We start from the raw sequence: 23,383 nt of genomic DNA, 5'->3' as shown, positions 1-23,383 counted from the left end.
TCAGTCCTCCTGGGAACCGGATTCGGTTTCAATCTCGTCAAATTCGTCTTCGTTCAGGGTGCCGGCGGCCTTGCGGGCCTTCAGCATTTCCTTGATCAGCTCGTCGGTCAGAACCAGCTTGGCGTCGGACAGCCAGTCGAAGTTCAGACCCACGGTCACCTCTTCGCCATTCTGGTCGATATTGATCAGCACCTCGTCGTCTTCGACCCCGGCCAGCACACCCTTGAACCGGCGCTGACCGTCGATCAGCTCGGTGGTTTCAAGCTTGGCCTCGTAGCCTTCGTAGGTTTCGAAATCCTTCAGCCGGGTCAGCGGCCGGTCGATGCCGGGGCTCGACACTTCCAGCATATACTGGTCTACGATCGGGTCTTCGACGTCCAGAACGGCCGAAACGGCGGTCGAAATCTTGGCGCAATCATCAACCTCGATCCCGCCCTCGGGACGTTCGGCCATGATCTGCAGCGTATGGGTCTTGCCGCCCATCAGCCGCACCCGCACCAGTTCGAACCCCATGTCTTCGATCACGGGGGTGATGATTTCGGCGAGGCGGCGATCCATCGCGGCTTTGGCTATCAGGTCGTTGGTCATATCATCCAAACACAAAAAAACGGGCGCGCGGCCCGTCGATCTTTCCCGGTGGAGCGTCGGTTGCCCGACGCGCCGCTGTTGAGAGGGGATATAGGCTTGTTTGACCGATCTTGCAAGGGGATTGCTGATCTGCGCCAGCGTCACCCCAACCCGCCGTCTTCCGCGATCTGATCCATCACCCGGACCAGCTCGGCGCTGATCCCCGGTTCCGAAAGCGCGTGACCGGCGTTGCGGATCATCTTCAGGTCGGCATTGGGCCAACGTTTCGCCAAAGCCCAGGCCGAGGCCGGCGGGCAGATCATGTCGTAACGCCCCTGAACGATCACCCCGGGGATATGGGCGATGCGGTGCATGTCCTGCAGGATCTGCCCGTCGCGTTCCAGGAAGGCCGCGTTGGTGAAATAATGGTTTTCCAGCCGGGCAAAGGCGCGGGCGTAATCGCCGGGGCTGTCGCCGCCATGGCCGGTGGAATAGACCGAGGCCAGCGCGTTTTCCCATTGCGCCCAGGCCTTGGCGAATTTGGTTTCGGTCGGCAGGTGACCGGAAAACAGTCGCTTGTGATAGGCCGCGATCATGTCGCCCTGTTCTTCCTCGGGGATCAGGTCGGCGAACCGCGCCCAGGTTTCCGGCCAGAACTTGCCGGCGCCGCCGCCATAGAACCAATCGAGTTCCGACTGGGTTGCCAGGAACACCCCGCGCAGGATCAGCCCCAGCACCGATTCGGGATGTGCCTGGGCATAGACCAGCGCCAGCGTCGCGCCCCAGCTGCCGCCGAACACGTACCAGGTATCGATCTCCAACTCGCGCCTGATCAGTTCGATATCGCGCACCAAATGCCAGGTGGTGTTGTCCTCGACGCTGGCATGGGGCAGCGACCGGCCGCAGCCGCGCTGATCAAACAGCACGATACGGAACACCTGCGGATCGAAATAGCGCCGCATCGCCGGGCTGCAGCCGCCGCCCGGACCGCCATGAAACACCACCACCGGCACGCCGTCGGGTTTGCCGGACTGTTCCAGATAAATCTTGTGACCGTCGCCCACGTCGAGCATACGCTGATCGAAAGGGTCGATCGGCGGGTGCAGGTAATGAACTGCGCTTTTTTGGCCCGAGTATTTGTCCATGATCGTCCTATATAGTGGCGCAGACCCAAAAGAGCATATGGAGAGCAGAATGCAAGCCGCTCAGACCACCGTTGATCCCTCCGAGGTCGCCAAGTTCGAAGCGATGGCCGCCGAATGGTGGGACCCGAAGGGCAAGTTCAAGCCGCTGCACATGCTCAACCCCTGCAGACTTGATTATATCACGCAGCAGATCGCCGGCGAGTTCGGGCGCAATCTGTCGCAGGAGCGCCCGTTCGAAGGGCTGCGGCTGCTGGATATCGGCTGCGGCGGCGGGCTGCTCAGCGAACCGATGGCGCGGCTGGGTGCGACGGTGGTGGGCGCCGACGCGGCGGCGGGCAATATCCCGGTGGCGCAGGTCCACGCGGAACAATCCGGTCTCGACATCGATTACCGCAACGTCACGGCCGAAGCGCTGGCCGCGGCGGGCGAACAGTTCGACGTGGTGCTGAACATGGAAGTGGTGGAACACGTGGCCGACCCGTTGGCCTATATGACCGCCTGCCAGCAGTTGCTGAAACCCGGCGGGCTGATGATCTGTTCGACCATCAACCGCAATCCGAAAAGCTTCGCCATGGCCATCGTGGGGGCGGAATTCGTCATGCGCTGGCTGCCCAAGGGCACCCATGAATGGTCGAAATTCATCACCCCCGATGAACTTTACGACCTGATCAGCAAGGCCGGGCTGGACCCGGTCGATCGCAAGGGATTCGTGTTCAATCCGATCAGCTGGCAATGGTCGCTGTCGGATCGCGACCTGAGCGTGAATTACGTCACCGCCAGCGTGAAACCGGGCTGACGACAGCCGCCCGGCTCAATCCTCTTCCAGCTTGACCCGCAACTCTCGCAGGATCGGCAGGGCGGCGCGCACCTTGTCTTCGCCCAGCTCGCCCACCAGTTCGGAAATCATCGGCGTGATCGCCGCCAGCGCCGCGTCGCGCGCCTGCCGTCCGGCCGGGCTGATCGCCACCATCTTGCGGCGCGCATCGTCCCAATCGGGGCGGATATGCACGTACCCGGCCCATTCCAGTTTCGACAGCGTGTTGGTCATCGCGCCGCGCGTGACGTGAAAACTTTTCGCCAATTGCGCCGGGGTGCGTTCATCGCCCGCCCGAGCCAGTTGGTTCAGCACGGAAAAATGCGAAATCTCCATCCCCTTGGGCAATACCTTCGACAGCCGGTTGCGCACCAACTGGTCGGCGGTCAGCAATTCGCTGAACAAGGCGATGGCTAGGGAATAGGTTTCGTCGCTCAAGGGCCGTCGAACTTTCGGTCATGGATCAGCGACGGAACCTTCCGGCGCGCTTCTATGACCGCCTTGGTATCAAGATCGACGAATGTGACGCAAGCCTCGGTTCCCGCATCGGCCAGAACTTCGCCCCAGGGCGCCACCGCCAGCGAATGACCGAAGGTGCGGCGCGGCTGGCCGTTATGGGTGTCATGGGTGCCGGTCTGCGCCGGGGCTAGGACGTAACAGCCGGTTTCGATCGCGCGCGCCCGCAGTAGCGTATGCCAATGCGCTTCGCCGGTGACATGGGAAAACGCCGCCGGGCCGGTCAGGATCGTCGCCCCCGCCTTGGCCAGCGCCCGGTGCAGATAGGGAAAGCGCACGTCGTAACAGATGGTCATGCCGACGTTGCCGAAGGGTGTCGGCACGACGACCGCGCGGTTGCCGGGGCGGTAGCCATCCGATTCGCGGTAGGTCTCGGTTTCCGACACCTGCACGTCGAACATGTGGATCTTGTCGTACCAGCCCGCGATTTCGCCCTGCGGGTCGATCAGGAAGGACCGGTTGGCAAACCGCCCGTCCGGATCACCGGTCTTCAGCCCCAGCGACCCGATCAGCAGCCAGATGCCCAGCTCCTTCGCATCAGACCGCAGCGCCGCGAGGGTGATGTCGTCCTCCTGCCGCTGCAGCACCTTACGCTGGTGGTCGCGGCTCGACGACAGGCAATTGGTCACCTCGGGCGTCAGCACGAATTGCGCCCCGCCCTCCGCCGCTTCGCGCAGGAAGGCGCGGGTGACGGGCAGGTTGGCCTGCGGGTCGTCCGAGGCGTTCAGTTGCAGCAGCGCGGCGCGGGTCATCGATCAGCCCGCCAGCAGCGGGTCGAGCTGACCGGTGCGTTCCAGGGCATAAAGCTCATCACAACCGCCGATATGACGGCCATCGATGAAAATCTGCGGCACGGTGCGGCTGCCATTGGCGCGTTCGATCATCTGCGGCTTCAGCGTCGGATTGGTCAGCACGTTGAATTCGGTGAATTCAGCGCCTTTTTCGTTCAGCAGCCGCTTGGCGGCATGGCAGAAACCGCACAGCGGCGAGGAATAGATTTCGATATTCGGCATGGTGGTCTTTCCTGAAACGGGTCGTTGAGTTGTCCGTTATTTAGGAAGACTTGGCAACGCGCGCCAGTAGCAGCACGGAAACCTGCGTTGCATTTGCCGCAAGGCAGGCCTCGGTCGTGGCGGATAAAGTGGCACCGGTGGTCATCACGTCATCGATCAGCAAAACGTGCCGCCCGGCGATTCGCCCCGCATTGCGCGGGTGGGCGCGGATCGCCTGCTGCATCGTGGCGAAGCGTTGCTCCAGCCCCTGCCCCTTGGTCGACCGGGTCGCCCGGTGCCGCTGCAACAGGTCGGGGCAGTAATCGAACCCGGCCAGGCCCGCCACCCGTTCGGCCAGCAGCGCCGATTGATTGAACCGCCGCCGCGCCAGCCGCAGCCAATGCAGCGGCACCGGCGCAACCAGCATGTCGGGGGCAAGGATCGGCCGCGCCGCCGCCAGCATCCACTGTGCTGCCGGGCGCACGATGTCATGCCTATCACCATGTTTCAGCGCCAGCACCAGCCTGCGGCCGTTATCCTGATACAACAGCGCCGCCCGCCCACGTGACCAGGGCCGCGAAAGCCTCAGGCAGTCGTCGCACAGCACCGGGTCGTCGCACGGGTCGCCCGGCAGGGGCGTGCCGCAGGCATCGCAGGTCAGCCCGCCAATGAAGGCCGTGCCACCCCGGCAAGGACCGCACAGCCCATATTCGCTTTCCACCATCTCGCCACAGCTCAGGCAGCGGGGCGGATAGATCGCGCGCAACGCGGTTTGAAACTTCTGCCAAGCCATTCTATTTACGCCCCATGACCAACGCCCCCCGCCTGACGGACCGTGACGCCCTGAACCGCAACCGGACCCGCGCCCAGCGCGACCCGGCCCTGTTCCTGCACGAAACCGCTGCGGAGGAGCTTCAGGATCGGCTGGCGATGGTTAACAGGGAATTTACGAAGCCCGCCATCGTGACCGGCTTCCCCGATTTCTGGTCTTCCGTCCTGCCCGGCGCGACCGTGGTGGCGGATGACGAGGTGCTGGCGCTGGACCCCGGCGCGCATGATCTGGTGATCCACGCGATGGCGCTGCATTGGGCCAACGATCCGGTCGGCCAGATCATCCAAAGCCGCCGCGCGCTGTCCCCCGACGGGTTCTTCCTGGCCGCGATGTTCGGCGGCCAGACCCTGGCGCAACTGCGCAGTGCCCTTGCCGAGGCCGAGATCGAGATCAGCGGCGGGTTGTCCCCCCGGGTCCTGCCGATGGCGGAGATTCGCGATCTGGGCGGGCTGCTGCAACGCGCTGGGCTGACCCTACCGGTGGCCGATAACCTGGCGCTCAATGTCAGCTACCAGACCGCCTTCCACCTGATGCGCGACCTGCGCGCCATGGGCGAGGTCAACGCGCTCGAAGGCCGCTTGCGCCACCCGACCCGGCCTTCGGTGCTGCGCCGCGCGGCCGAGATTTATCAATCGCTGCATGCCGACGACGAAAACCGCGTCGCCGCCACGTTCGAGCTGATCTTCCTCACCGGCTGGGCCCCCGACCCCAGCCAACCACAGCCTTTGCGGCCCGGAAGTGCGACCGCTCGTCTCGCTGACGCGCTTGGAACGCTGGAAAAGCGCCTGCCGGATTGACCTGTAGCGGCAACCGTATATTTCCCTTTGAAACGCGATTCAGGAACCAATGAAGGGACCCCAGATGCCGGATGCTTTGAAAAACGCCACCCGACCCGACCACGCCCCAGCCGATCACCCCAAGATCGCGGCTGAGAAAGTCGGCGTTCTGCTGGCCAATCTGGGCACGCCGGACAATACCGATTACTGGTCGATGCGCCGCTACCTGAGCGAATTCCTGTCGGACAAGCGGGTGATCGATTTCCCGGCGTGGAAATGGCAGCCGCTGCTGCAGCTGATCATCCTGACCAAGCGGCCCTTCACCTCGGGCGCGGCCTACCGGTCGATCTGGAACGAGGAAAAGAACGAAAGCCCGCTGCTGACCATCACCAAGGAACAGACCGCCGCGCTGTCCGATCTGATGAAGGCCCGTTACGGCGACAACGTGATGGTGGATTTCTGCATGCGCTACGGCAACCCCTCGACCGATTCCAAGGTCCGGGCGATGGTCGAGGCGGGCTGCACCAAGATCCTGTTCTTCCCGCTCTACCCGCAATATGCCGGCGCCACCACGGCGACCGCCAACGATCAGTTCTTCCGCGCGCTGATGAAGGAACCCTATCAGCCCGCCGCCCGCACCGTGCCGGATTACTTCGAACACCCGACCTATATCGAGGCGCTGGCCCAGTCGGTGGAAAAATCCTATGCCGCCGCCGAATCCAAGCCCGAGCTGCTGGTCGTGTCCTATCACGGGATGCCAAAACGCTATCTGATGCAGGGCGATCCCTATCACTGCAAATGCCAGAAGAACACGCGGCTGCTGAAGGAACGTCTGGGCTGGGACGACACCCAGATCATCACCAGTTTCCAGTCGGTGTTCGGCACCGAGGAATGGCTGCGCCCCTACACGGTCGAAGAAGTCGCCCGCCAGGCCGCCGAGGAAGGCAAGAAACATATCGCGGTGATCGCGCCCGCCTTTTCCGCCGACTGCATCGAGACGCTGGAAGAAATCAACGAAGAGATTCGCGAAAGCTTCGAACATGCGGGCGGTGAGAAGTTCACCTATATCCCCTGCCTGAACGCCGAGCCGCTGCACATGCAGGCGCTGGCCGAACTGGTCGAGGAAAACCTCAAGGGCTGGCTGGACTGAAAACCGCCCGCCCCCGGACATAAAAAAAGGCGGTGGGAAATCCACCGCCTTTTTTAATTCTTTATGCGCAGGATGCGCAGGCCAATTAGTTGGCTGCGACTGCGGCGATGACGGCCAGCAGAACCAGCGGCACCAGAACGCCACCGGTCGAGGAGCTTGCAGCTTCTTCAACGATGACGACCGGCTCCATGACGGGCTCGGCCATGCTGCCAGCGAATGCGGTCGATGCGGCGGCGGTCAGAGCAGCGGCCAGAACGAGTTTTTTCATGATGTTTACTCCAGTTAATTGCCTAACGCTTGGAAGTTAAACGACGTTAAGCGCCCAAGACATGCCTTGTGTCAATTTCTAACCAACAAATCCGTTCAATTGCAAATGCTAGTTGTCGGAGATTTGGCACAGACCGCCACTATGTCGTCAAATTAGCAACACCTGCGTGCCCACCTTAGTCAGCGCGAAAAGTTCAGCGATATGTTCGTTGTACAGCCCGATGCAGCCATTGGACGAACGGCGGCCGATCTTGCGCGTGTCATGGGTTCCGTGGATGCGGTAATAGGTCCAGCTGAGGTACAAAGCATGGGTGCCAAGCGGGTTTTCCGGCCCTGCCGGGATGTAATCGGGCCATTCCGGGTTGCGCTTCTTCATAGACGGGGTCGGGCGCCATTCCGGGCCTTCGACCTTGCGCACCACGCTGGTGCGGCCACGGCGGGTCATTTCGTCGGTCAGCGGCACGCTGGAGGGGTAGAGCTTGTAGGTTTCCCCATCTTGCGACCAGAAATGCAGCGCCCTGGAATCGATATCGACCAGAATCGCCCCATTTCTCAGGTTGCTGAAGTAGGGCCGCCAATCCAGCGCACGAAAACTTGAAATATTGTGGCGAACGACAGTCGAAATATCCTGTTCCACCTCCACGCTACCCGCGCCGTCGACATCCTGGGCCAGCACCGGACTGCCCAACAAAGCTGCCGTTCCCGCCAGGAAACCTCGCCGATTCAACTTGTTCACACGATTATCCGTCATCGAAACACCTCACTCGCCGCATATAGCGCAGCATCGCTGATTTATATGGCGCGAAAGCCTCAGTCGCAAATCAAACACCCGTTAATAGGTCAACTCACGCCGATGTGGGTTTGAATCGCAACGCCTGCCGCGATAGGACATTTTCCAAAATGTCCATAAGTGGTGAATGAAATGCTGCGTCTTCTTGGTCTTGTTCTGATCTCCGCCCTGTCGCTTTCGGCCTGTGTCGACACGACCCCCCAAATGGGCCCGGACGGAAAACCCATGCCGCGGCGCTATTACATCGGGGCTGGCGAAAGCTCGGCGATCCAGTACCGGATGCTGGATTCGGTTAACGCCCTGCGGCAGGCCGCCGGGGCCGCGCCGGTGCAACTGAACGCGCAGCTCAACGCCGCCGCCGCCACCCATTCGCGCGACATGTCGATACAGGGACGGCCGTGGCATTTCGGCTCTGACGGGTCTTCGCCCATCGACCGTGTCGGGCGGGTCGGCTATGAAGGAGAATTCCGCGGCGAAACCATTTCGGAAACCTACGAAACCGAAATCGAAACCCTTGGCGCCTGGTTGGAACAGCCCGACACCCGCCGGATCATCCTCGACAAGGAAGCGGTGCAGATGGGATTCGCCTGGCATCAGGATCCCAACGGCAAGATCTGGTGGACCCTGGTGATGGGCGGCTGACCGCTCTTCCTATACCCGATCGCGAAACCCACCATCCTCACTGCGTGGCGTGACGGGGATTCCACACTCGCTAACCCTTTCACGCAAATACACAATGATAGCTTGTGAGCCGCCAGTCGGTATGCACCAGTTCGCTGAACACCGCCGAAAAGGCGGGGCAACTCGAAGCGGACAGGGAGCATATCACGATGGGGAACGGTCGGGGACCGGGCCTGCGGCAATTGACCCGGGCTTATACCACGCGCGACAACAGGATCGCCGCGACCAATATCGCCGTCACGCTGGCGATCTATGTCGCGGCGCTGATCGGGGCGATCGTGGTGGCGAAAACGTCGCTCTGGCCACTGGCCCTGCCTTTGATGTGCGTGAACGGCGCCATGGCGGTGCGGCTTTACATGCTGCAGCACGATTGCGGCCACGGGTCGTATTTCACCACCCGCCGGATGAACAACCTGGTCGGGTCATTCCTGTCGCCCTTCACCCTGACGCCCTACAAGGCGACGCGGTATAATCACAACCTGCACCACGCCCATATCGGCGATCTGGACCGGCGCGATGCGACCGAGATCTATGTCATGACGGTTGCCGAATATCAGGCCGCGCCGTGGTGGCGGAAACTCGGATACCGAATCTATCGCAGCTTCTTCCTGCTGTTCATCCTCGGCCCGACGCTGCTTTACGCGGTGATCTACCGCTTTCCGCGCAATGCCCGCGCATCGGGCATCGGCGATGTCATCGCGCATGATGTCATGGTCGCCGCCGTCCTGGCCGCGCTTTACCTCGGTTTCGGCCCGATCGCGCTGCTGGTCTGGCTGGGATCGGTGGTGATCGGCACCTCCTGCGGTGTGATCATCCCTTATGTGCAGCACAATTTCGAAACCGTATATTGGGGCCGCAAGCCCGATCTGGATTTCGAAACCGCTGCGATGCAGGGATCGGCCGTCTTGGATTTCGGATGGCTGTTCGACCTGTGCACGGCGAATATCGCCTATCACGATCTGCACCACCTGAATTCCAATATCCCCTGCTACAACCTGAAACGCTGCCACCGGGACCTGTCGCCGCATTTCAGCTCGGTCCGGATCGGGTTCCGAGAGGCGCTTGGCTGCCTGCGCTGGAAGCTCTGGGACGAAGAGACCGGCCGCATGGTTCCGTTTCCGAAACATGCCGCGCGGCAGGCCGTGAATGCATGATCAGGTCTGACCGGCGTCAGGGATAGATTGAAATCGGCGTGCCGTCCCGGACCATCGCGTAAATCTCTTCTATTTCGCGGTCGGTGACGGCAATGCAGCCGGCGGTCCAGTCGTCGCCCTTGGTCGGATCGAAATCCCGCCCGCGCCCGTGGATGAAGATATCGCCGCCGGGATCGTTGCCCGCCTCGCGCGCCAGCTGCCAGGCCGACCGGTCGGGATAGGAAATCCCCAATGACAGGTGATAGCGGCTGTTGGGATTGCGGCGGTTGATGAAATAGTGGCCTTCGGGGGTCTTGCCGTCGCCCTGCTTGGTCTTCTGGCCGACCGGTTCGTTGCCCAGCCCGATTTCATAGCTTCTCAGCGCCTTGCCGTCACTCATCAGGTGCAGCTTGCGCTTTTCCTTCTGCACGACGATGCCGGTGACTTCCGCACCTTCATAGGTCTTGATCTTCGAAGAACTGCACGCCGCAACGGCGCACAGGACGACTCCCATCGTCAACAGTTTGAAAAACCGCTTCATGCCTGCCTCGTTTATCTTTTTGCTGATTTATACCGCATATCCGCCAAAAAGAGGAGCAGTTATTGCGGTTTCAGCCCTGCTTCCCCGTAAAATACGCGACAAGTTCCACATGCGCGGACCAGCGGAACTGATCCACCACCTGCACACAATGCAGCTTGAATCCCGCCTCGGTCAGAATCCGCGCGTCGCGCGCGAAGGTGACCGGGTTGCAGGACACGAAGGCGATCTTGGGCACCTCCGATCCGGCCAGTTCTTTGACCTGCGCCTCGGCCCCGGCGCGCGGCGGGTCGATCACTACGGCGTCGAATTTGCGCAATTCGTCGGGCATCAACGGGCGGCGGAATAGATCGCGCGCCTCATGCGTGACTTTCTTCAGCCCCCCGGCGCGGCGCCACCCCAGGTCAAGCGCCGCGACCATCGCCGCCTCGCCCTCGACCGCATGCACCTCGGCCCGTTCGGCCAGCGGCAGCGCGAAGGTGCCGCACCCGGCGAACAGGTCGGCGACCTGCGAAGCATTGCCGACAATTTCTTTCACAGCAGCCAGCAATGCGGCCTCACCGTCCGGCGTGGCCTGCATGAAGGCGCCGGGCGGCGGCGCGACAAGCGCCTTGCCGAAGCGCTGAACAGGCGGTTCACGCTGGCCGATCACCTCGCCATCCCAGGCCAGCCGCGCCAGCTTATGCGTCTCTGTTTCAGCCGAAAGCGCCAATCGCAGCGGTTCGTCCAGCTCCTTGCCGCCGCTCACCGCGATATCCAGACCGACCTCGGACAGGGTGACCAGCACGCTCAGCTCGCCCTTGCGGCTGCCGCCGATCGTGGCCAGCTTTTCGGCCACCGGGATCGCCGCTATCAGGTCGGGATTCAACAGCTGGCAATCGGGGATCTGGATGATCACGTCCGATCCGCGCGCATGGAACCCGGCCATCGCGCCCTTCTTGGTGCGCTTGACCGACAGGCTGGCGCGGCGGCGGGTTTGCGGCGCCGATGTCACGATAGGGCGAAACTCCGCCTCCAGCCCCTGCGCCGCCAGCGCCTGGCGCACGACGCCCAGCTTCCACTCGGCCACGAAGGCGTCCGAGGCGTGCTGCAACTGGCAACCGCCGCAGCTCTTGTAATGCCGGCAGGGGGCGGAAACGCGGTCGTCGGACGGCGTGACGATCCGCATGTCGCGCAAACGGTTGCCGTCCAGCGTGCCGCTGACAACTTCGCCCGGCAGGGTCATCGGCGCAAAAACCGGCCCTTCGGCGATGCCATCACCCTGATGGCCCAGACGTATGATGGTGTATTCGCTCATGCGCGCCCAATAGCGCGCGAAAGCCCGCTTCGGAAGCCCTATTCGGCCGCTTCCGCCGCGTCGGACCCGATGAAGCCGCCCGATTGCCGGTCCCAATAGCGCGCGTAAAGCCCGCCAAGCGCCAGCAATTCGTCATGGCTGCCCTGTTCGACGATCCGGCCCTGATCCAACACGATGATCCGGTCCATCTGCGAAATCGTCGACAGGCGGTGGGCGATGGCCAGCACGGTCTTGCCCTCCATCACCCGTTCCAGCGCGGTCTGGATCGCCGCTTCGACCTCGCTGTCCAGGGCACTCGTCGCCTCGTCCAGCACCAGGATCGGCGCGTCTTTCAGGATCGCGCGGGCCAGCGCGATACGTTGCCTTTGCCCGCCCGACAGTTTCACCCCGCGTTCGCCCAGATAGGCCGCGTATCCCTCGCGCCCCTCGTGATCGCGCAGGGTCAGAATGAATTCATGCGCCTCGGCCTTTTGTGCCGCCGCGATCATGTCGTCCTCGCTGGCGTCGGGGCGGCCGTAAAGGATGTTGTCGCGGGCGGACCGGTTGAACATCGCGGTTTCCTGCGTGACCATGCCGATCTGCTGGCGCAGGCTTTCCTGCGTCACGTCGCGCAGGTCCTGCCCGTCGATTTCCAGATGCCCCTCCTCGGGGTCGTAAAGCCGCAGCAGCAGCGCCACCAGCGTCGATTTCCCCGCCCCCGATGCGCCGACGATGCCCAGCTTTTCACCCGGCCGTATCACCAGGTCGATATTGCTGACCCCGCCCACTTCGCGGCCATAGGCGAAACTGACATCGTGCAGCGCGATTTCGCCCTTGCTGACCTTCAACTCACCGGCATCCGCCGCGTTTTCCAGCCGGATGCGCGGGGTCAGGGTCTTCATCCCGTCCTCGACCTCGCCCAGGCTGGCATAGATGCCCATCAGCGAAAAACTGAACCAGCCGGTCATCTGCGACAGGCGCAAAGACACGGTGCCCGCCGCCACGATATCGCCTGCGGTGACCTGCCCCTTCGACCAGAACCACAGCGTCGCCCCGATCAGCAGGATCGGCAGCAATCCGGCGACGAACATCAGCGACAGCCGGAACCCGGTGGACAGCCAGCCGAATTGCAGCGCCTTGTCGCGGAACACGTCCATCGCGCCCAATGCGGCGCGGTCTTCGTGTTCAGCCAGCGCGAACAGCTTCACCGTCTTGATGTTAGTGATCGTGTCCACCACCTGCCCCGACACCGCCGCCCGCGCCCCGGCCCGCGCCCCGGCGCGTTTGCGCACCCGCGGCAGGAACCAGCGGATCAGCAGGATATAGAGACTAAACCAGGCCAAAAACGCCAAACCGATGCGGATATCGATGGTCAGCAGAAGCGCCACCGATCCCACGACCGACGCCATGGCGAAGGCCACCACATGGATCGATTCCAGCGTCACCTGCGCCAACGCGTTGGCCGCCTGCATCTGCTTCTGCGCGATCCGCCCGGCGAAATCGTTGTCGAAGAATTCCACCGACTGGCCCAGCGTCCAGCGGTGCAGCCGCGACAGGACCAGCGGCGTCACATTGGGGCCCAGGATCACCCCGTTCGCCAGCGCCGACAGGGCGAAGACGGCGGGCCGGATCAGGATGAAAAACGCGACGCCAAACAGGATCAGGGCAAGGTTAGAGCCTGAAAAGTAGCTTTCCGGCGCAGCGCCCGTGGTGCTGTCGATCACCTTGCCCAGCAGGTAGGCGGTGCCGGCGTCGAACAGCCCGGCAGCGCAGGACAGCACCGCCGCCACCCCCACAGCGCCCCAGGCATCGGCCAGCGCCCAGCGGATGAACGCCACCAGCTTTTGCGGCGGCGGCCGGTCGGAGGGACGGAAAGGATCGATCAATCGGGATGCCATGGCGGGCTCTTATGCAATGTCCTGCCATGAGATAGCACGCGACAGCGCAGGGCAAGGGCGGGTCAGCCCAGCAATTGCTCCTTACCAAGCGTAAAGCCCGAGGCGATCCACTGTTTTTCAAGCTCTTTCAGCCGCGCGCCAAGCGCCGCGCCCTGGTATGCGGGCATAAGATCGGCGGCCTTGACCGGAAAGGCCTGCCCGGCCCCCGCTTGCGCCGCCGCCACGTTGCTTTCCGTCAGCGGCTGTTCGAACTGCGCGGCGCGCAGCGCAAGGATACCCACCGCAATTTCCGCCCCGTGCCTATATCCCAACTCTGCCGCGCTTTCCGATCCGGCCATGCCGGCGCGATAAAGCGCCAGCTGCCGCTTGTCACCGTTCGACAGGCGCAGCCCCTGCCCGTCGCCGCCCAGACAGGCCAGACGCCGCATCGGGTCATGCGACATGTGGAAATGATGCTCGAACGACACCAGCGGCGCCAGCGCGCGATCGTCGGCGCCGTCCACCACCCGCGCCAATGTCCCGGTCATCCGCATCGAGGCGACCGAGGGCGCGGGTTCGGGCGCTGCCAGCAGCTTGCGCATCTCCGCCCCGATCCGTTCGCGCGAAAGCGTCTCTATCCCGTCCAGATTCGCCGCGATGGCCGCCAATGCCTCCGGGTCCGGCCCACCGAAGGGATCGCCGTACCAGGCGTGAAAGCGGAAAAACCGCAGGATGCGCAGGAAATCTTCGCGGATGCGCATTTCGGGGTCTTCGATGAACCGGACACGGCGCGCCGACAGATCGTCGATCCCTTCGCCCAGCGGATCATAGATTTCACCCTGTGCATCGGCATAAAGCGCATTCATGGTGAAATCGCGCCGTTTCGCGTCGTCGATCATATGGGTGGAAAACGCCACCACGGCGCGGCGACCGTCGGTTTCCACGTCGCGGCGGAAGGTGGTGATTTCATGCGGAATGTGACCCGAAACCACCGTGATCGTGCCGTGATCGATGCCGGTCGGGATCGCCTTCAGCCCCGCCTTTTCGGCCAGTTCGATCACCTTTTCCGGCACCGCGTCGGTGGAAATGTCCAGATCGCTGACCGGGGTACGCAACAGCGCGTTGCGCACGCAACCACCGACGAAATAGGCCTTGTAGCCGGCATCGAGCAATGCGCGGCACACGGCCTGGGTTGCAGGCTGGGTTATCCACGCATCGGTGATCTTCATACCGCCATCCGTTCCGCCAGCCCGCGCAGGATACGGGCGGTCGCGCCCCAGATATAGTAGGGGCCGAAGGGCACGGTGAAATAATTCCGTCGCTGGCCGCGCCAGCGGCGCGATTCGATGCGGAAATTCGCCGGATTCGCCAGATGGGCCAGCGGCACCTCGAACACCTCGTCGACCTCGCCCGGTTCGGGGAGGGGCGAAAAATCCGGGCTGACCCGGGCCAGGACCGGTGTCACCTGGAAACTGGTCACGGTTTCATGGCTGGGCAGAATGCCCAGAACTTCGGCCATGCCGGGGTGCAGCCCGACCTCTTCACGCGCCTCGCGCAGGGCGGCGGCGGTCACATCCGCGTCGCTGTCTTCGACCTTGCCGCCCGGGAAGGCGATCTGCCCGGGGTGGTGTTTCAGATGCGACGCCCGCTTGGTCAGGATCACCCGGGTGCCGCCCGGACGTTCGACGAAGCCCACCAGAACCCCAGCGGCGCGCAATTGGCGCCCCTCGGGCAGCTTGAAATCGGGGTTCAGGTCGAAATCCGACGATGCCGCGCTGGTCTTGCCCAGCGCGCGCATCACCGGATCGAGCGGATCACTCATCGCCCGGCGCCTTTTTCGCGTCGAACCCGACCGTTTCCGGGTCCAGGTCGTAATGCGCGCCGCAGAACTGGCAATCGGCGGTGACGCGGCCGTCCTCGGTGGTCATTTTCTGGATGTCCTTGGCGGAATAGATCGACAGGGTCTGCCGCACCCGCGCCTCGGAACAGGTGCAGCCGAAGCGCACCGGCTGCGCGTCGTAAACGCGCGGCTGTTCCTCGTGAAACAGCCGGACCAGAAGGTCGGTCACCGTCACGTGGGGGCCGATCAGTTCCATCTCCTCGACCGAGGACAACAGGACGTTGACGCGGTTCCAGTTTTCCTCGGCGTCGTCGTCGATCAGGTCGCGGGCATGCAGCAGACCGCCTTCGCCGGTCGCCTCGGCCCCCTTGGCGTAGGGCGAAGCTTTCGGCATGTGCTGGATCATCACGCCGCCGGCGCGCCAGTGTTCGCCCTTCCCCGGTTCGGTGGATTTGCCGAAACTCAGCTGGAATCGGGTCGGAATCTGTTCCGACTGGGCAAAATAAGCCTCGGCGCAGTCGCTCAGCGATTTGCCGGCCAGTGGGGTCAGCCCCTTGTACGGCATCATGCCGGTGCCCTGGTCGATCATGATGGCGAAGTAGCCTTCGCCGACCTGGTCGAACGGCGCGCCATCGGTCAGCCGCGCGGCGTCATAGCTGGCATAGGCGCGGATGCGGGCCGGTTCGCCCTCTTTCGTCGGGCCGTAATAATCGGTGGCGATCATCCGCACCGGGCCTTTCGACTGCACCTGCAGCGACAGTTTCCAGCGCAGCTTGATCGTCTGGCCGATCAGCGCGGTCAGCAGCGCCATTTCGGCGACCAGAGCTTCGACCACCGGCGGGTAGTCGTGCTGTTTGAGAACATTGCCCAATACGCCGTCAAGCCGCGCAACGCGGCCGCGGATATCGGATTTGTCCAGCTGGAACGGCAATACGGTGTCGTCCCAGGCGAGTTTCGAACCAATAGTCATGGGGTTTCCTTATGCGCCTGGCCTTGGCATACAGCGACTATATAGGCGCGACAAGCCGCACTCCAAGGAAAGCCCATGATCAGACGATTCGGAACACCGCCCGAAACCGGGCGACGTTATACGCTGCGGCCGGGGGCCTATGCGGTGCTGACGCTGGGCGACCAGGTGCTGCTGACCCATCAGGCCACCCCCTGGCCCGAATTCCAGCTGCCCGGCGGCGGCATCGACAAGGGCGAATCGCCTTTGCACGCGCTGCATCGCGAAGTGTTCGAAGAAACCGGCTGGTCGATTTCGGTGCCGCGACGCCTGGGTGCCTTCCGCCGCTTCACCTTCATGCCGGAATACGACATCTGGGCGGAAAAGCTGTGCACCATCTACGCCGCCCGCCCGGTGCGGCAACTGGCGGAACCGCCGGAACCCGATCACAGCGCGGTCTGGATGCCCTACGACCTGGCCGTCGATGCGCTTGGCAATCCGGGCGACCGGCATTTCCTGGAACGGCTGGGCTAGGCCGTACCGGGGCCTGTTTTACCCCGCCCCGGACCCATGATCAGGAAATCTTAAGACCCAAGGTGGATCATCCCCCGCATTTCATGGGGGTTGCGATGATTGACTGGATCAAAGTTGCCGAACTGCGCGATGAAATCGGGGCGGAAGATTTCGGGGAAGTCTTCGGCCTCTTCCTCGACAACCTGCACGGCGTGATCGAAAAGCTGCGCCACCGTCCGAACCCGGACGATCTGGAAAGCGACCTGCATCTGCTCAAGCTGGGCGCGGCCAACCTCGGCTTCAGCGCGTTTTCCGAAAAATGCCAGGCCAGCGAACGGATGGCCGCCGATGGCCGCCGCGACCGGATCGACATTGCTTCGATCCTCGATCATTTCGACCGCTCGCTGGCGGAATTCACCCGGGACTTGCCCAGGAAATTCGCCGCCTAGATCAGGAATTCAGCCAGAACCTCGTCATCCGTGATGTCCTGAAAGGTCATCCCGATTTCGTCGAGCTTGCTGTAAAGCGCTTCGAAATTTTCCGGCCGCGAGGTTTCGATGCCCAGCAGAACCGACCCGAAATTGCGCGCCGATTTCTTCAGGTATTCGAACCGCGCGATATCGTCATCCGGGCCCAGGATATTGAGGAATTCCTTCAACGCCCCGGGGCGCTGCGGCAGCCGCAGCAGGAAGTATTTCTTCAACCCCGCGAAACGCTGCGCGCGTTCCTTGACCTCGGGCAGGCGTTCGAAATCGAAATTCCCGCCCGATGTGACGCAAACCACGGTCTTGCCCATGATTTCGCCCTTCAGATCGGCCAGCGCATCGACCGACAGGGCCCCGGCCGGTTCCAGAACGATGCCTTCGACATTCAGCATTTCCAGCATGGTCACGCAAATCCGGTCCTCGGGCGCGTCCAGCACATGGTCGGGATCGGTATGGGCCAGGATTTCGAACGGATAGGCGCCGATCTGCGCCACCGCTGCGCCGTCGACGAAACTGTCCACCTTCTTCAGCTTCACCGGATGCTTGTCGCGCAACGCCGCGCGCAGGCTGGCCCCACCCGCCGGTTCGACATAGCGGATGTCGGTGTCCGGCGACACCTCGCTCAGGTAACGGGTGATCCCGGCCGACAATCCGCCGCCGCCCACCGGCAGCACCACCATGTCGGGATCGCGGCCCAGCTGCGCGGTGATTTCCGCCGCCACGCTGGCCTGGCCTTCGATTACGTCCAGATCGTCGAAGGGCGACAGGAAATGCCCGCCATGGGCCGCGCAGTATTCCTGCGCCGCCGCCAGCGTGTCGTCGAAATAGTCCCCGGTCAGCACGATTTCGACATTGTCGCCGCCGAAAATCCGGGTCTTGTCGATCTTCTGCTGCGGCGTGGTGACGGGCATGAAGATCACGCCCTTCACGCCGAAATGGCGGCTGACGAAGGCCACGCCCTGCGCGTGGTTGCCCGCACTGGCGCAAACGAACACTTCGCGCAACGGATCGGCGGCCAGCACCTTGCCCATCGCGTTCAGCGCGCCGCGGATCTTGTAGCTGCGCACCGGGCTCAGGTCTTCGCGCTTGAGCCAGATATCGGCGCCGTACTTGGCCGACAGGTGATCGTTGCGCAAAAGCGGCGTCGCCGGGAACAGCGCCCGCATCTGCCGTTCGGCCACCCGGGCCTTTTTCAGAAAATCGTTCATGCTCACCTGAGTGGATCATCCTTTGCCCCAAGGCAAGGCCCCGAGGCAAAGAAGACGGCAGTATACCGGTCAGGTTAGGTCGCGCCCCTCGACGTAATGGCCGTAGATGGTGGTCAGAAGGCTTATCCCGATCATGCCCAGAAACAACGTGCCCAAGCGGGAAACCAAAACATAACTGATATAGGACGGCATATATTCGTCCGCGAACCACCAAAGTCCGGATGCCAAGCCGTACATACATGCTGCGCAGATCAGCGAAACGAAAATGCGGGACGGCGTTGTAAGAAGCAGCTGCCAAATTTGTTTAGCCTGACCAATCGACGCAGCAACCATTACAGGGCTAGTAGCAAGAAAAAGCCAAAGCTGAGCAATAGGTGCAATGCTCGCCACTTTATTGGGTAGTAATTCGTCTGTATTGAGCGAGAACGAATTAGCCAGAAACGCAACTACCAAATCGACGGCAATCCAAGCGCCCCATAGCGTCCCCACGACAACTGCCAATCCGAATAGGTATCGCGCGATCGAACCAAGCTGTGGAAGCCAGGATGCATCACCCGGGCGCGGCTGCAATAGCACCGCGCGATGCCAGCTTACTGCGGCCCAGATTAAACAAAGAAAGAGACCGGTAGAGCTCGCCCAAGAAAGCGGGATGAACCATGGAGAAACTAAAGACGGATCATAGAAAAAAGTCCCTCCTCCCAAATTGGTCATAATGGGCCACCGATCCCCGGCTACCAAGTATGGAAGTACAAAGAACCCTACACCCACAACCAATGGCGCGGTGTATACCCTTATGAGCCGCTGAGGATTTGAGACCACGCTCCAGATTGAACGGGCAAACAGCAGTAATCCGAACATGTCTCTACCTGAAATTGTTTTTCAGACTATTAGAACAATTTTGCCAAAGCGCCAAGCTTCCCGACACGACCTTGCTCTTGGTCGCAAAACCCGGTATCGCGCTTGAAAACTTGACATATCAGGAGCTCCCATGTCCGCGCCCAAGAAAGTTGTCCTGGCCTATTCCGGTGGCCTCGATACCTCGATCATTCTGAAATGGCTGCAGACCGAATATGGCTGCGAAGTCGTCACCTTCACCGCCGACCTCGGTCAGGGCGAAGAACTGGATCCGGCCCGCAAGAAGGCCGAGCTTCTGGGGATCAAGCCCGAGAACATCTATATCGAAGACGTCCGCGAAGAATTCGTGCGCGATTTCGTCTTCCCGATGTTCCGCGCCAATGCCGTTTACGAAGGGCTGTACCTGCTGGGCACCTCGATCGCACGGCCGCTGATTTCCAAGCGCCTGGTCGAAATCGCCGAGGAAACCGGCGCCGATGCCGTCGCCCATGGCGCCACCGGCAAGGGCAACGACCAGGTGCGTTTCGAACTGGCCGCCTATGCGCTGAACCCCGATATCAAGGTGATCGCGCCCTGGCGTGAATGGGACCTGTCCTCGCGCACCAAGCTGCTGGCCTTCGCCGAACAGAACCAGATCCCGATCGCCAAGGACAAGCGCGGCGAAGCGCCGTTTTCGGTCGACGCGAACCTGCTGCACACCTCCTCCGAGGGCAAGGTTCTGGAAGACCCCGCCGAAATGGCCCCCGATTACGTCTATCAGCGCACCGTGAACCCCGAAGATGCGCCCGATGAGCCCGAATTCATCGAAGTGACCTTCGAGCAGGGCGACGCGGTGGCGATCAACGGCGTTGCGATGTCGCCCGCGACGATCCTGACCGAGCTGAACGAGTATGGCCGCAAACACGGCATCGGCCGGCTGGATTTCGTGGAAAACCGTTTCGTCGGCATGAAGTCGCGCGGCATCTATGAAACCCCCGGCGGCACCATCCTGCTGGAGGCCCATCGCGGCATCGAACAGATCACGCTGGATTCCGGCGCCGGTCACCTGAAGGATTCGATCATGCCCCGCTATGCGGAACTGATCTATAACGGCTTCTGGTACTCGCCCGAACGCGAAATGCTGCAGGCGCTGATCGACAAATCGCAAGAGCACGTCACCGGCACCGTGAAGCTGAAGCTTTACAAGGGCTCGGCCTTCACCGTCGCCCGCTGGTCGGATCATTCGCTGTATTCCGAAGCCCACGTGACCTTCGAGGAAGACGCCGGCGCTTACGATCAGAAGGACGCGGCGGGCTTCATCCAGCTCAACGCGCTGCGCCTGAAGCTGCTGGGTGCGCGGAAACGCCGCCTGAAGGGCTGACGCCAAGTCATAATTGTGACGCCTTTAACGCCCCCCTATCCAAGGGGGGCGTTTTTCATTTGGGGGACACCATGACGCTTGCCGAAATCGCCGACAAAATCCGCGGCAACGTTGCCGCCAGTTCGTTCACCGACAGTTTGAAATTCGACTGCGGCGACGATGGCGTTCTGGTCATCGCGGACAAACAGGTCAGCCTGGAAGACCAGCCCACCGATTGCACCCTGAAACTGTCGGCCAAGAACCTGGACAAGCTGGTCGCCGGCAAGCTGAACCCGATGACCGCCGTGGTGATGGGCAAGCTGAAAGTGTCCGGCGATCCCGGCGTGGCAATGAAGCTGGCCGGCCTGCTGAAGGGCTGAGGCGTCGTCCTACAGCTTCAGCGCCGCCAGCCTTTCGTAATGCGGCAGCGCCTGTTCCAGCAGTTCCGCCGCCTTGCCTTCCAGCTCCGGCAGATCGCCCTCGGCGGGGGCGAATCCAGTCGAGGCATGCACCGCCCCGTACCAATGCGACGCCCAGACGCCGTCATCGGGGTGTCCGCCCCGGGGCCAGTTCAGCATCGACGGGATGAAATCCAGCCCGATCGCGGCGCACAGCTTGGTCAGCATCCCTTCGGGATCGCGGCGGATATCGGCGCTGTCGATCACCACCGGGTGATGGCCCAGCCCAAGCACGTAATCGTAAAGCTCGGTCTGCTGGGTGAACCCGATATCTTCCAGCGTCGGGTTGTCGTATTTCGCCCCGAAACTGGCGATCACCCGCGCCGGGTGGCGGATCAGGAACACGTTGGCAACATGCGCCATCCAGTCGCGCGGGATGCCCGGGATCATGTGCTGGGTCATGTGTTTCTGGTAAAAATGCGGCTTATCGGCTGGAACAGGGCCTAACAGCGCCTTCACAACCTCCTCCGGGTCCTGCGATTGCGACGCAAGGATATCGTCGCGCATCGGGTGGTTCAGCCCGGTCAGCCGCAGGTAAGCCGCATAGAAAGGTTCATCCACCACGGCGCAATCGCCCCGTGCCGCAAAGGAATACATCATCGCCGTCGACAGGTTGCGCGGCCCCGACCACATCGCAATACGCATAACACTGCTCCTTTTTAAAACTGCTCATTTTTAATTAAGGCTAGACCCGTTCCGCCGGATTGAGAAGACCGGAAACATCGCGGTCACGGGCGCTCAACCCTGCGTGAAATTCCGTTGCAGGTGCTGGTCAGGATCGGCGCGCCGATGCAGTTTGGCGCCAGGAGGCCAAGCCATGCTGACATTCAACGATCTGAAACCGATAATCCTGTCCATCGCGATCCTGCTGGGATGGGCGGTAAATAGCGGCGACACCAAGGCGGCGGGACAAGAGGTACTGACCGTGGCGGGCGGCTGTTTCTGGTGCGTCGAATCCGATTTCGAATCCGTCCAGGGCGTCGAAAGCGTGGTGTCGGGCTATACCGGCGGCCATGTCGAAAACCCGACCTACAAACAGGTCAGCCGCGGCGGATCGGGCCATTACGAAGCGGTGCAAATCCATTTCGACCCCGCCGTGGTGTCGCGCGAAACCCTGCTGGACCTGTTTTTCCGCTCGGTCGATCCCACCGATGCGGGCGGCCAGTTCTGCGATCGCGGCGACAGCTACCGCACCGCGATTTTCGTGTCTGATCCGGCTGAAAAGCAGCTTGCCGAGGCCGCAAAGGCCCGCGCCGAAGCCGCCCTGGGCCGCAGGATCGTGACCCCGATTCTTGAGGCCCAGCCATTTTACGAAGCCGAAGGCTATCACCAGGATTATTACAAGGGCGACAATCGCGTGCTGACCCGCTTCGGCCCGATCAAGCAGTCGGCAGCCTACAAGCGCTACCGCGACGCCTGCGGCCGGGATCAGCGGGTGCGCGCGCTGTGGGGCGACGCTGCGCCCTTCGCCAATCACTAAAAACCGCGCCGGGGCGCCGGTCAGGACCAGTCCAGGACCTCTTTCAGGTCGGGAATCACATCCGCCGTGCCCTGCCGCGTCACCATCAGCGCCGAAGCCTTGATCGCCAGCTCGATGGCGTCTTCGGCCCCCATGCCACGGTCGATCCCGGCCAGGAAATAGCCGGTGAACGTGTCCCCCGCCCCGGTGGTGTCAACGGCATCGACCCGGATCGCGTCGAAGCCGATCGCGTCCCAGCCGTTTTTGCGGTCATACAGCACGCAACCCTCGGCCCCCTTGGTCACGATCACCGTATCCACGCCCAGCTTCGGCCCCGGCAGCAGCCCGGTTTCTTCGACCAGCTGCGCCATTTCGATATGGTTCAGCACCAGAATGTCGAGATAGGGCAAAACCGCCGTCACCGCTTCGGCCGAAAAGGGCGCGGCGGCATAGGCCACTTTCAGCCCCAGTTTCGACCCTGTTTCAGCGGCAAACGCCTGTTGATTGGTTTCATTCTGCATCACCAGAATGTCTCCCGGCGTGGCCTCGGCCAGCGCCAGACCCACGGCGTCGCGGGAAATTTCCCGGTTGGCGCCAGGAAACACGATGATGTGGTTTTCGCCCGCATCGTCCAGCGCGATCACCGCATGGCCGGTCAGCGTGTCCAGCACCGCGATGGGCCGCGTGTCGACGCCGTATTCGGTCAGCCGGTCGATGGCCCACTGCCCGTCCGTCCCCACCGCGCCGATATGGCTGACATGCGACCCGGCGCGGGCGGCGGCGACCGACATGTTGGCCCCCTTGCCGCCCAGGCCGCGTTCCATCCCCGCCGACAGCACGGTTTCCCCCGGCGCCGGCAGGTGCCCGACGCGGTAGAAATGGTCGGAATTGATCGACCCGAGGTTCCAGATGGTCATCGGGGCGGT

The 23,383-nt window shown here is 62.6% G+C and carries 28 protein-coding genes; 10 read left to right on the top strand and 18 right to left on the bottom strand.

What is annotated here, in order from left to right; translation table 11 throughout:
* Together rimP and pip are read right to left on the bottom strand one after the other, a co-directional pair.
* Positions 1–588 (bottom strand): ribosome maturation factor RimP, encoded by a 588-nt coding sequence (gene rimP / locus GR167_RS08795; protein WP_160973094.1) that lies wholly within the window; start codon positions 586–588, stop codon positions 1–3.
* 140 nt (positions 589–728) lie between these two features.
* Complete coding sequence (gene pip / locus GR167_RS08790; RefSeq protein ID WP_160973093.1) at positions 729–1,712, bottom strand: prolyl aminopeptidase; 984 nt, start codon at positions 1,710–1,712, stop codon at positions 729–731.
* 49 nt (positions 1,713–1,761) lie between these two features.
* Here pip and ubiG point away from each other — a divergent pair, with 49 nt between their 5' ends.
* On the top strand, positions 1,762–2,508 hold the full coding sequence (gene ubiG / locus GR167_RS08785) for a bifunctional 2-polyprenyl-6-hydroxyphenol methylase/3-demethylubiquinol 3-O-methyltransferase UbiG (RefSeq protein ID WP_160973092.1): 747 nt from the start codon (positions 1,762–1,764) through the stop codon (positions 2,506–2,508).
* A gap of 15 nt (positions 2,509–2,523) precedes the next feature.
* On the opposite strand, the gene GR167_RS08780 is transcribed toward ubiG, so the two are convergent.
* From GR167_RS08780 to GR167_RS08765, 4 genes are read right to left on the bottom strand one after another with little or no spacing between them, the layout of a single operon-like run.
* A complete protein-coding gene (locus tag GR167_RS08780; protein ID WP_160973091.1) occupies positions 2,524–2,964 on the bottom strand; it encodes a MarR family winged helix-turn-helix transcriptional regulator in 441 nt (146 codons plus the stop codon).
* Positions 2,961–3,794, bottom strand: a complete 834-nt coding sequence (locus GR167_RS08775) for a carbon-nitrogen hydrolase family protein (RefSeq protein WP_160973090.1) — start codon at positions 3,792–3,794, stop codon at positions 2,961–2,963. The genes GR167_RS08780 and GR167_RS08775 overlap by 4 nt, the downstream gene beginning before the upstream one ends.
* 3 nt (positions 3,795–3,797) lie before the next feature.
* Positions 3,798–4,055, bottom strand: a complete 258-nt coding sequence (grxC, locus tag GR167_RS08770; protein ID WP_160973089.1) for a glutaredoxin 3 — start codon at positions 4,053–4,055, stop codon at positions 3,798–3,800.
* Between the two features lie 40 nt (positions 4,056–4,095).
* Positions 4,096–4,827, bottom strand: a complete 732-nt coding sequence (locus GR167_RS08765) for a ComF family protein (RefSeq protein WP_160973088.1) — start codon at positions 4,825–4,827, stop codon at positions 4,096–4,098.
* A gap of 14 nt (positions 4,828–4,841) precedes the next feature.
* On the opposite strand from GR167_RS08765, the gene GR167_RS08760 reads away from it, so the two are divergent.
* Both GR167_RS08760 and hemH read left to right on the top strand, forming a co-directional pair.
* Positions 4,842–5,663: a class I SAM-dependent methyltransferase gene (locus GR167_RS08760; RefSeq protein ID WP_160973087.1), complete on the top strand. Its 822-nt coding sequence runs from the start codon at positions 4,842–4,844 to the stop codon at positions 5,661–5,663.
* Between the two features lie 64 nt (positions 5,664–5,727).
* A complete protein-coding gene (hemH, locus tag GR167_RS08755) occupies positions 5,728–6,792 on the top strand; it encodes a ferrochelatase (RefSeq protein ID WP_160973392.1) in 1,065 nt (354 codons plus the stop codon).
* 85 nt (positions 6,793–6,877) lie between these two features.
* On the opposite strand, the gene GR167_RS08750 is transcribed toward hemH, so the two are convergent.
* Entirely contained in the window at positions 6,878–7,060 is a 183-nt protein-coding gene (locus GR167_RS08750) for a hypothetical protein (protein WP_160973086.1), read from the bottom strand.
* A 147-nt stretch (positions 7,061–7,207) separates the two neighbouring features.
* Positions 7,208–7,810 carry a L,D-transpeptidase gene (locus GR167_RS08745; protein WP_160973085.1) on the bottom strand — a complete coding sequence of 201 codons (603 nt, stop codon included), beginning with the start codon at positions 7,808–7,810 and terminating at the stop codon, positions 7,208–7,210.
* A 171-nt stretch (positions 7,811–7,981) separates the two neighbouring features.
* Here GR167_RS08745 and dalA point away from each other — a divergent pair, with 171 nt between their 5' ends.
* Both dalA and GR167_RS08735 read left to right on the top strand, forming a co-directional pair.
* Positions 7,982–8,491, top strand: coding sequence for a divisome-associated lipoprotein DalA (dalA, locus tag GR167_RS08740; RefSeq protein WP_160973084.1), 510 nt, complete (start codon positions 7,982–7,984; stop codon positions 8,489–8,491).
* Between the two features lie 188 nt (positions 8,492–8,679).
* Positions 8,680–9,684, top strand: a complete 1,005-nt coding sequence (locus GR167_RS08735; RefSeq protein WP_160973083.1) for a fatty acid desaturase — start codon at positions 8,680–8,682, stop codon at positions 9,682–9,684.
* A 16-nt stretch (positions 9,685–9,700) separates the two neighbouring features.
* Here GR167_RS08735 and GR167_RS08730 read toward each other — a convergent pair whose 3' ends face one another.
* The 6 genes from GR167_RS08730 to hslO all read right to left on the bottom strand — a co-directional run bounded on the left by GR167_RS08730 (position 9,701) and on the right by hslO (position 16,164).
* Positions 9,701–10,204 (bottom strand): L,D-transpeptidase family protein, encoded by a 504-nt coding sequence (locus GR167_RS08730; protein WP_160973082.1) that lies wholly within the window; start codon positions 10,202–10,204, stop codon positions 9,701–9,703.
* A gap of 70 nt (positions 10,205–10,274) precedes the next feature.
* A complete protein-coding gene (locus GR167_RS08725; RefSeq protein ID WP_160973081.1) occupies positions 10,275–11,498 on the bottom strand; it encodes a class I SAM-dependent RNA methyltransferase in 1,224 nt (407 codons plus the stop codon).
* A gap of 38 nt (positions 11,499–11,536) precedes the next feature.
* Positions 11,537–13,375 (bottom strand): ABC transporter ATP-binding protein, encoded by a 1,839-nt coding sequence (locus GR167_RS08720; RefSeq protein WP_160973080.1) that lies wholly within the window; start codon positions 13,373–13,375, stop codon positions 11,537–11,539.
* A 62-nt stretch (positions 13,376–13,437) separates the two neighbouring features.
* A complete protein-coding gene (locus GR167_RS08715; RefSeq protein WP_160973079.1) occupies positions 13,438–14,583 on the bottom strand; it encodes a CCA tRNA nucleotidyltransferase in 1,146 nt (381 codons plus the stop codon).
* Positions 14,580–15,176, bottom strand: coding sequence for a CoA pyrophosphatase (locus GR167_RS08710; RefSeq protein WP_235915888.1), 597 nt, complete (start codon positions 15,174–15,176; stop codon positions 14,580–14,582). Before GR167_RS08710 ends, GR167_RS08715 begins: the two co-directional genes overlap by 4 nt.
* The gene (hslO, locus tag GR167_RS08705; protein ID WP_160973078.1) at positions 15,169–16,164 is read right to left on the bottom strand and encodes an Hsp33 family molecular chaperone HslO; all 996 of its coding nucleotides are present in this window, start codon (positions 16,162–16,164) and stop codon (positions 15,169–15,171) included. Before hslO ends, GR167_RS08710 begins: the two co-directional genes overlap by 8 nt.
* Positions 16,165–16,239: 75 nt before the next feature.
* Here hslO and GR167_RS08700 point away from each other — a divergent pair, with 75 nt between their 5' ends.
* Positions 16,240–16,674: an NUDIX hydrolase gene (locus GR167_RS08700; RefSeq protein WP_160973077.1), complete on the top strand. Its 435-nt coding sequence runs from the start codon at positions 16,240–16,242 to the stop codon at positions 16,672–16,674.
* A gap of 95 nt (positions 16,675–16,769) precedes the next feature.
* Positions 16,770–17,102, top strand: a complete 333-nt coding sequence (locus tag GR167_RS08695; protein WP_160973076.1) for an Hpt domain-containing protein — start codon at positions 16,770–16,772, stop codon at positions 17,100–17,102.
* Here the strand turns inward: GR167_RS08695 and ilvA are convergent.
* On the bottom strand, positions 17,099–18,346 hold the full coding sequence (gene ilvA / locus GR167_RS08690; protein WP_160973075.1) for a threonine ammonia-lyase IlvA: 1,248 nt from the start codon (positions 18,344–18,346) through the stop codon (positions 17,099–17,101). The genes GR167_RS08695 and ilvA overlap by 4 nt on opposite strands.
* A 69-nt stretch (positions 18,347–18,415) precedes the next feature.
* Positions 18,416–19,204: a hypothetical protein gene (locus tag GR167_RS08685; RefSeq protein WP_160973074.1), complete on the bottom strand. Its 789-nt coding sequence runs from the start codon at positions 19,202–19,204 to the stop codon at positions 18,416–18,418.
* Positions 19,205–19,334: 130 nt separating this feature from the next.
* Here GR167_RS08685 and GR167_RS08680 point away from each other — a divergent pair, with 130 nt between their 5' ends.
* Both GR167_RS08680 and GR167_RS08675 read left to right on the top strand, forming a co-directional pair.
* Positions 19,335–20,561: an argininosuccinate synthase gene (locus GR167_RS08680; protein ID WP_160973073.1), complete on the top strand. Its 1,227-nt coding sequence runs from the start codon at positions 19,335–19,337 to the stop codon at positions 20,559–20,561.
* A gap of 71 nt (positions 20,562–20,632) precedes the next feature.
* A complete protein-coding gene (locus tag GR167_RS08675) occupies positions 20,633–20,920 on the top strand; it encodes an SCP2 sterol-binding domain-containing protein (protein ID WP_160973072.1) in 288 nt (95 codons plus the stop codon).
* Positions 20,921–20,929: 9 nt separating this feature from the next.
* Here the strand turns inward: GR167_RS08675 and GR167_RS08670 are convergent, their stop codons facing one another.
* Positions 20,930–21,643 carry a sulfotransferase-like domain-containing protein gene (locus tag GR167_RS08670; RefSeq protein ID WP_160973071.1) on the bottom strand — a complete coding sequence of 238 codons (714 nt, stop codon included), beginning with the start codon at positions 21,641–21,643 and terminating at the stop codon, positions 20,930–20,932.
* A 172-nt stretch (positions 21,644–21,815) separates the two neighbouring features.
* On the opposite strand from GR167_RS08670, the gene msrA reads away from it, so the two are divergent.
* Positions 21,816–22,478: a peptide-methionine (S)-S-oxide reductase MsrA gene (gene msrA / locus GR167_RS08665; protein WP_160973070.1), complete on the top strand. Its 663-nt coding sequence runs from the start codon at positions 21,816–21,818 to the stop codon at positions 22,476–22,478.
* 20 nt (positions 22,479–22,498) lie between these two features.
* On the opposite strand, the gene GR167_RS08660 is transcribed toward msrA, so the two are convergent.
* Positions 22,499–23,374 (bottom strand): ribokinase, encoded by an 876-nt coding sequence (locus GR167_RS08660; RefSeq protein WP_160973069.1) that lies wholly within the window; start codon positions 23,372–23,374, stop codon positions 22,499–22,501.
* Between the last annotated feature and the right edge of the window lie 9 nt (positions 23,375–23,383).

This window comes from Thalassovita mangrovi (assembly GCF_009857745.1).
Taxonomy (GTDB): Bacteria; Pseudomonadota; Alphaproteobacteria; order Rhodobacterales; family Rhodobacteraceae; genus Thalassobius; species Thalassobius mangrovi.
This window is presented reverse-complemented; position numbering and strand designations above follow the sequence as displayed.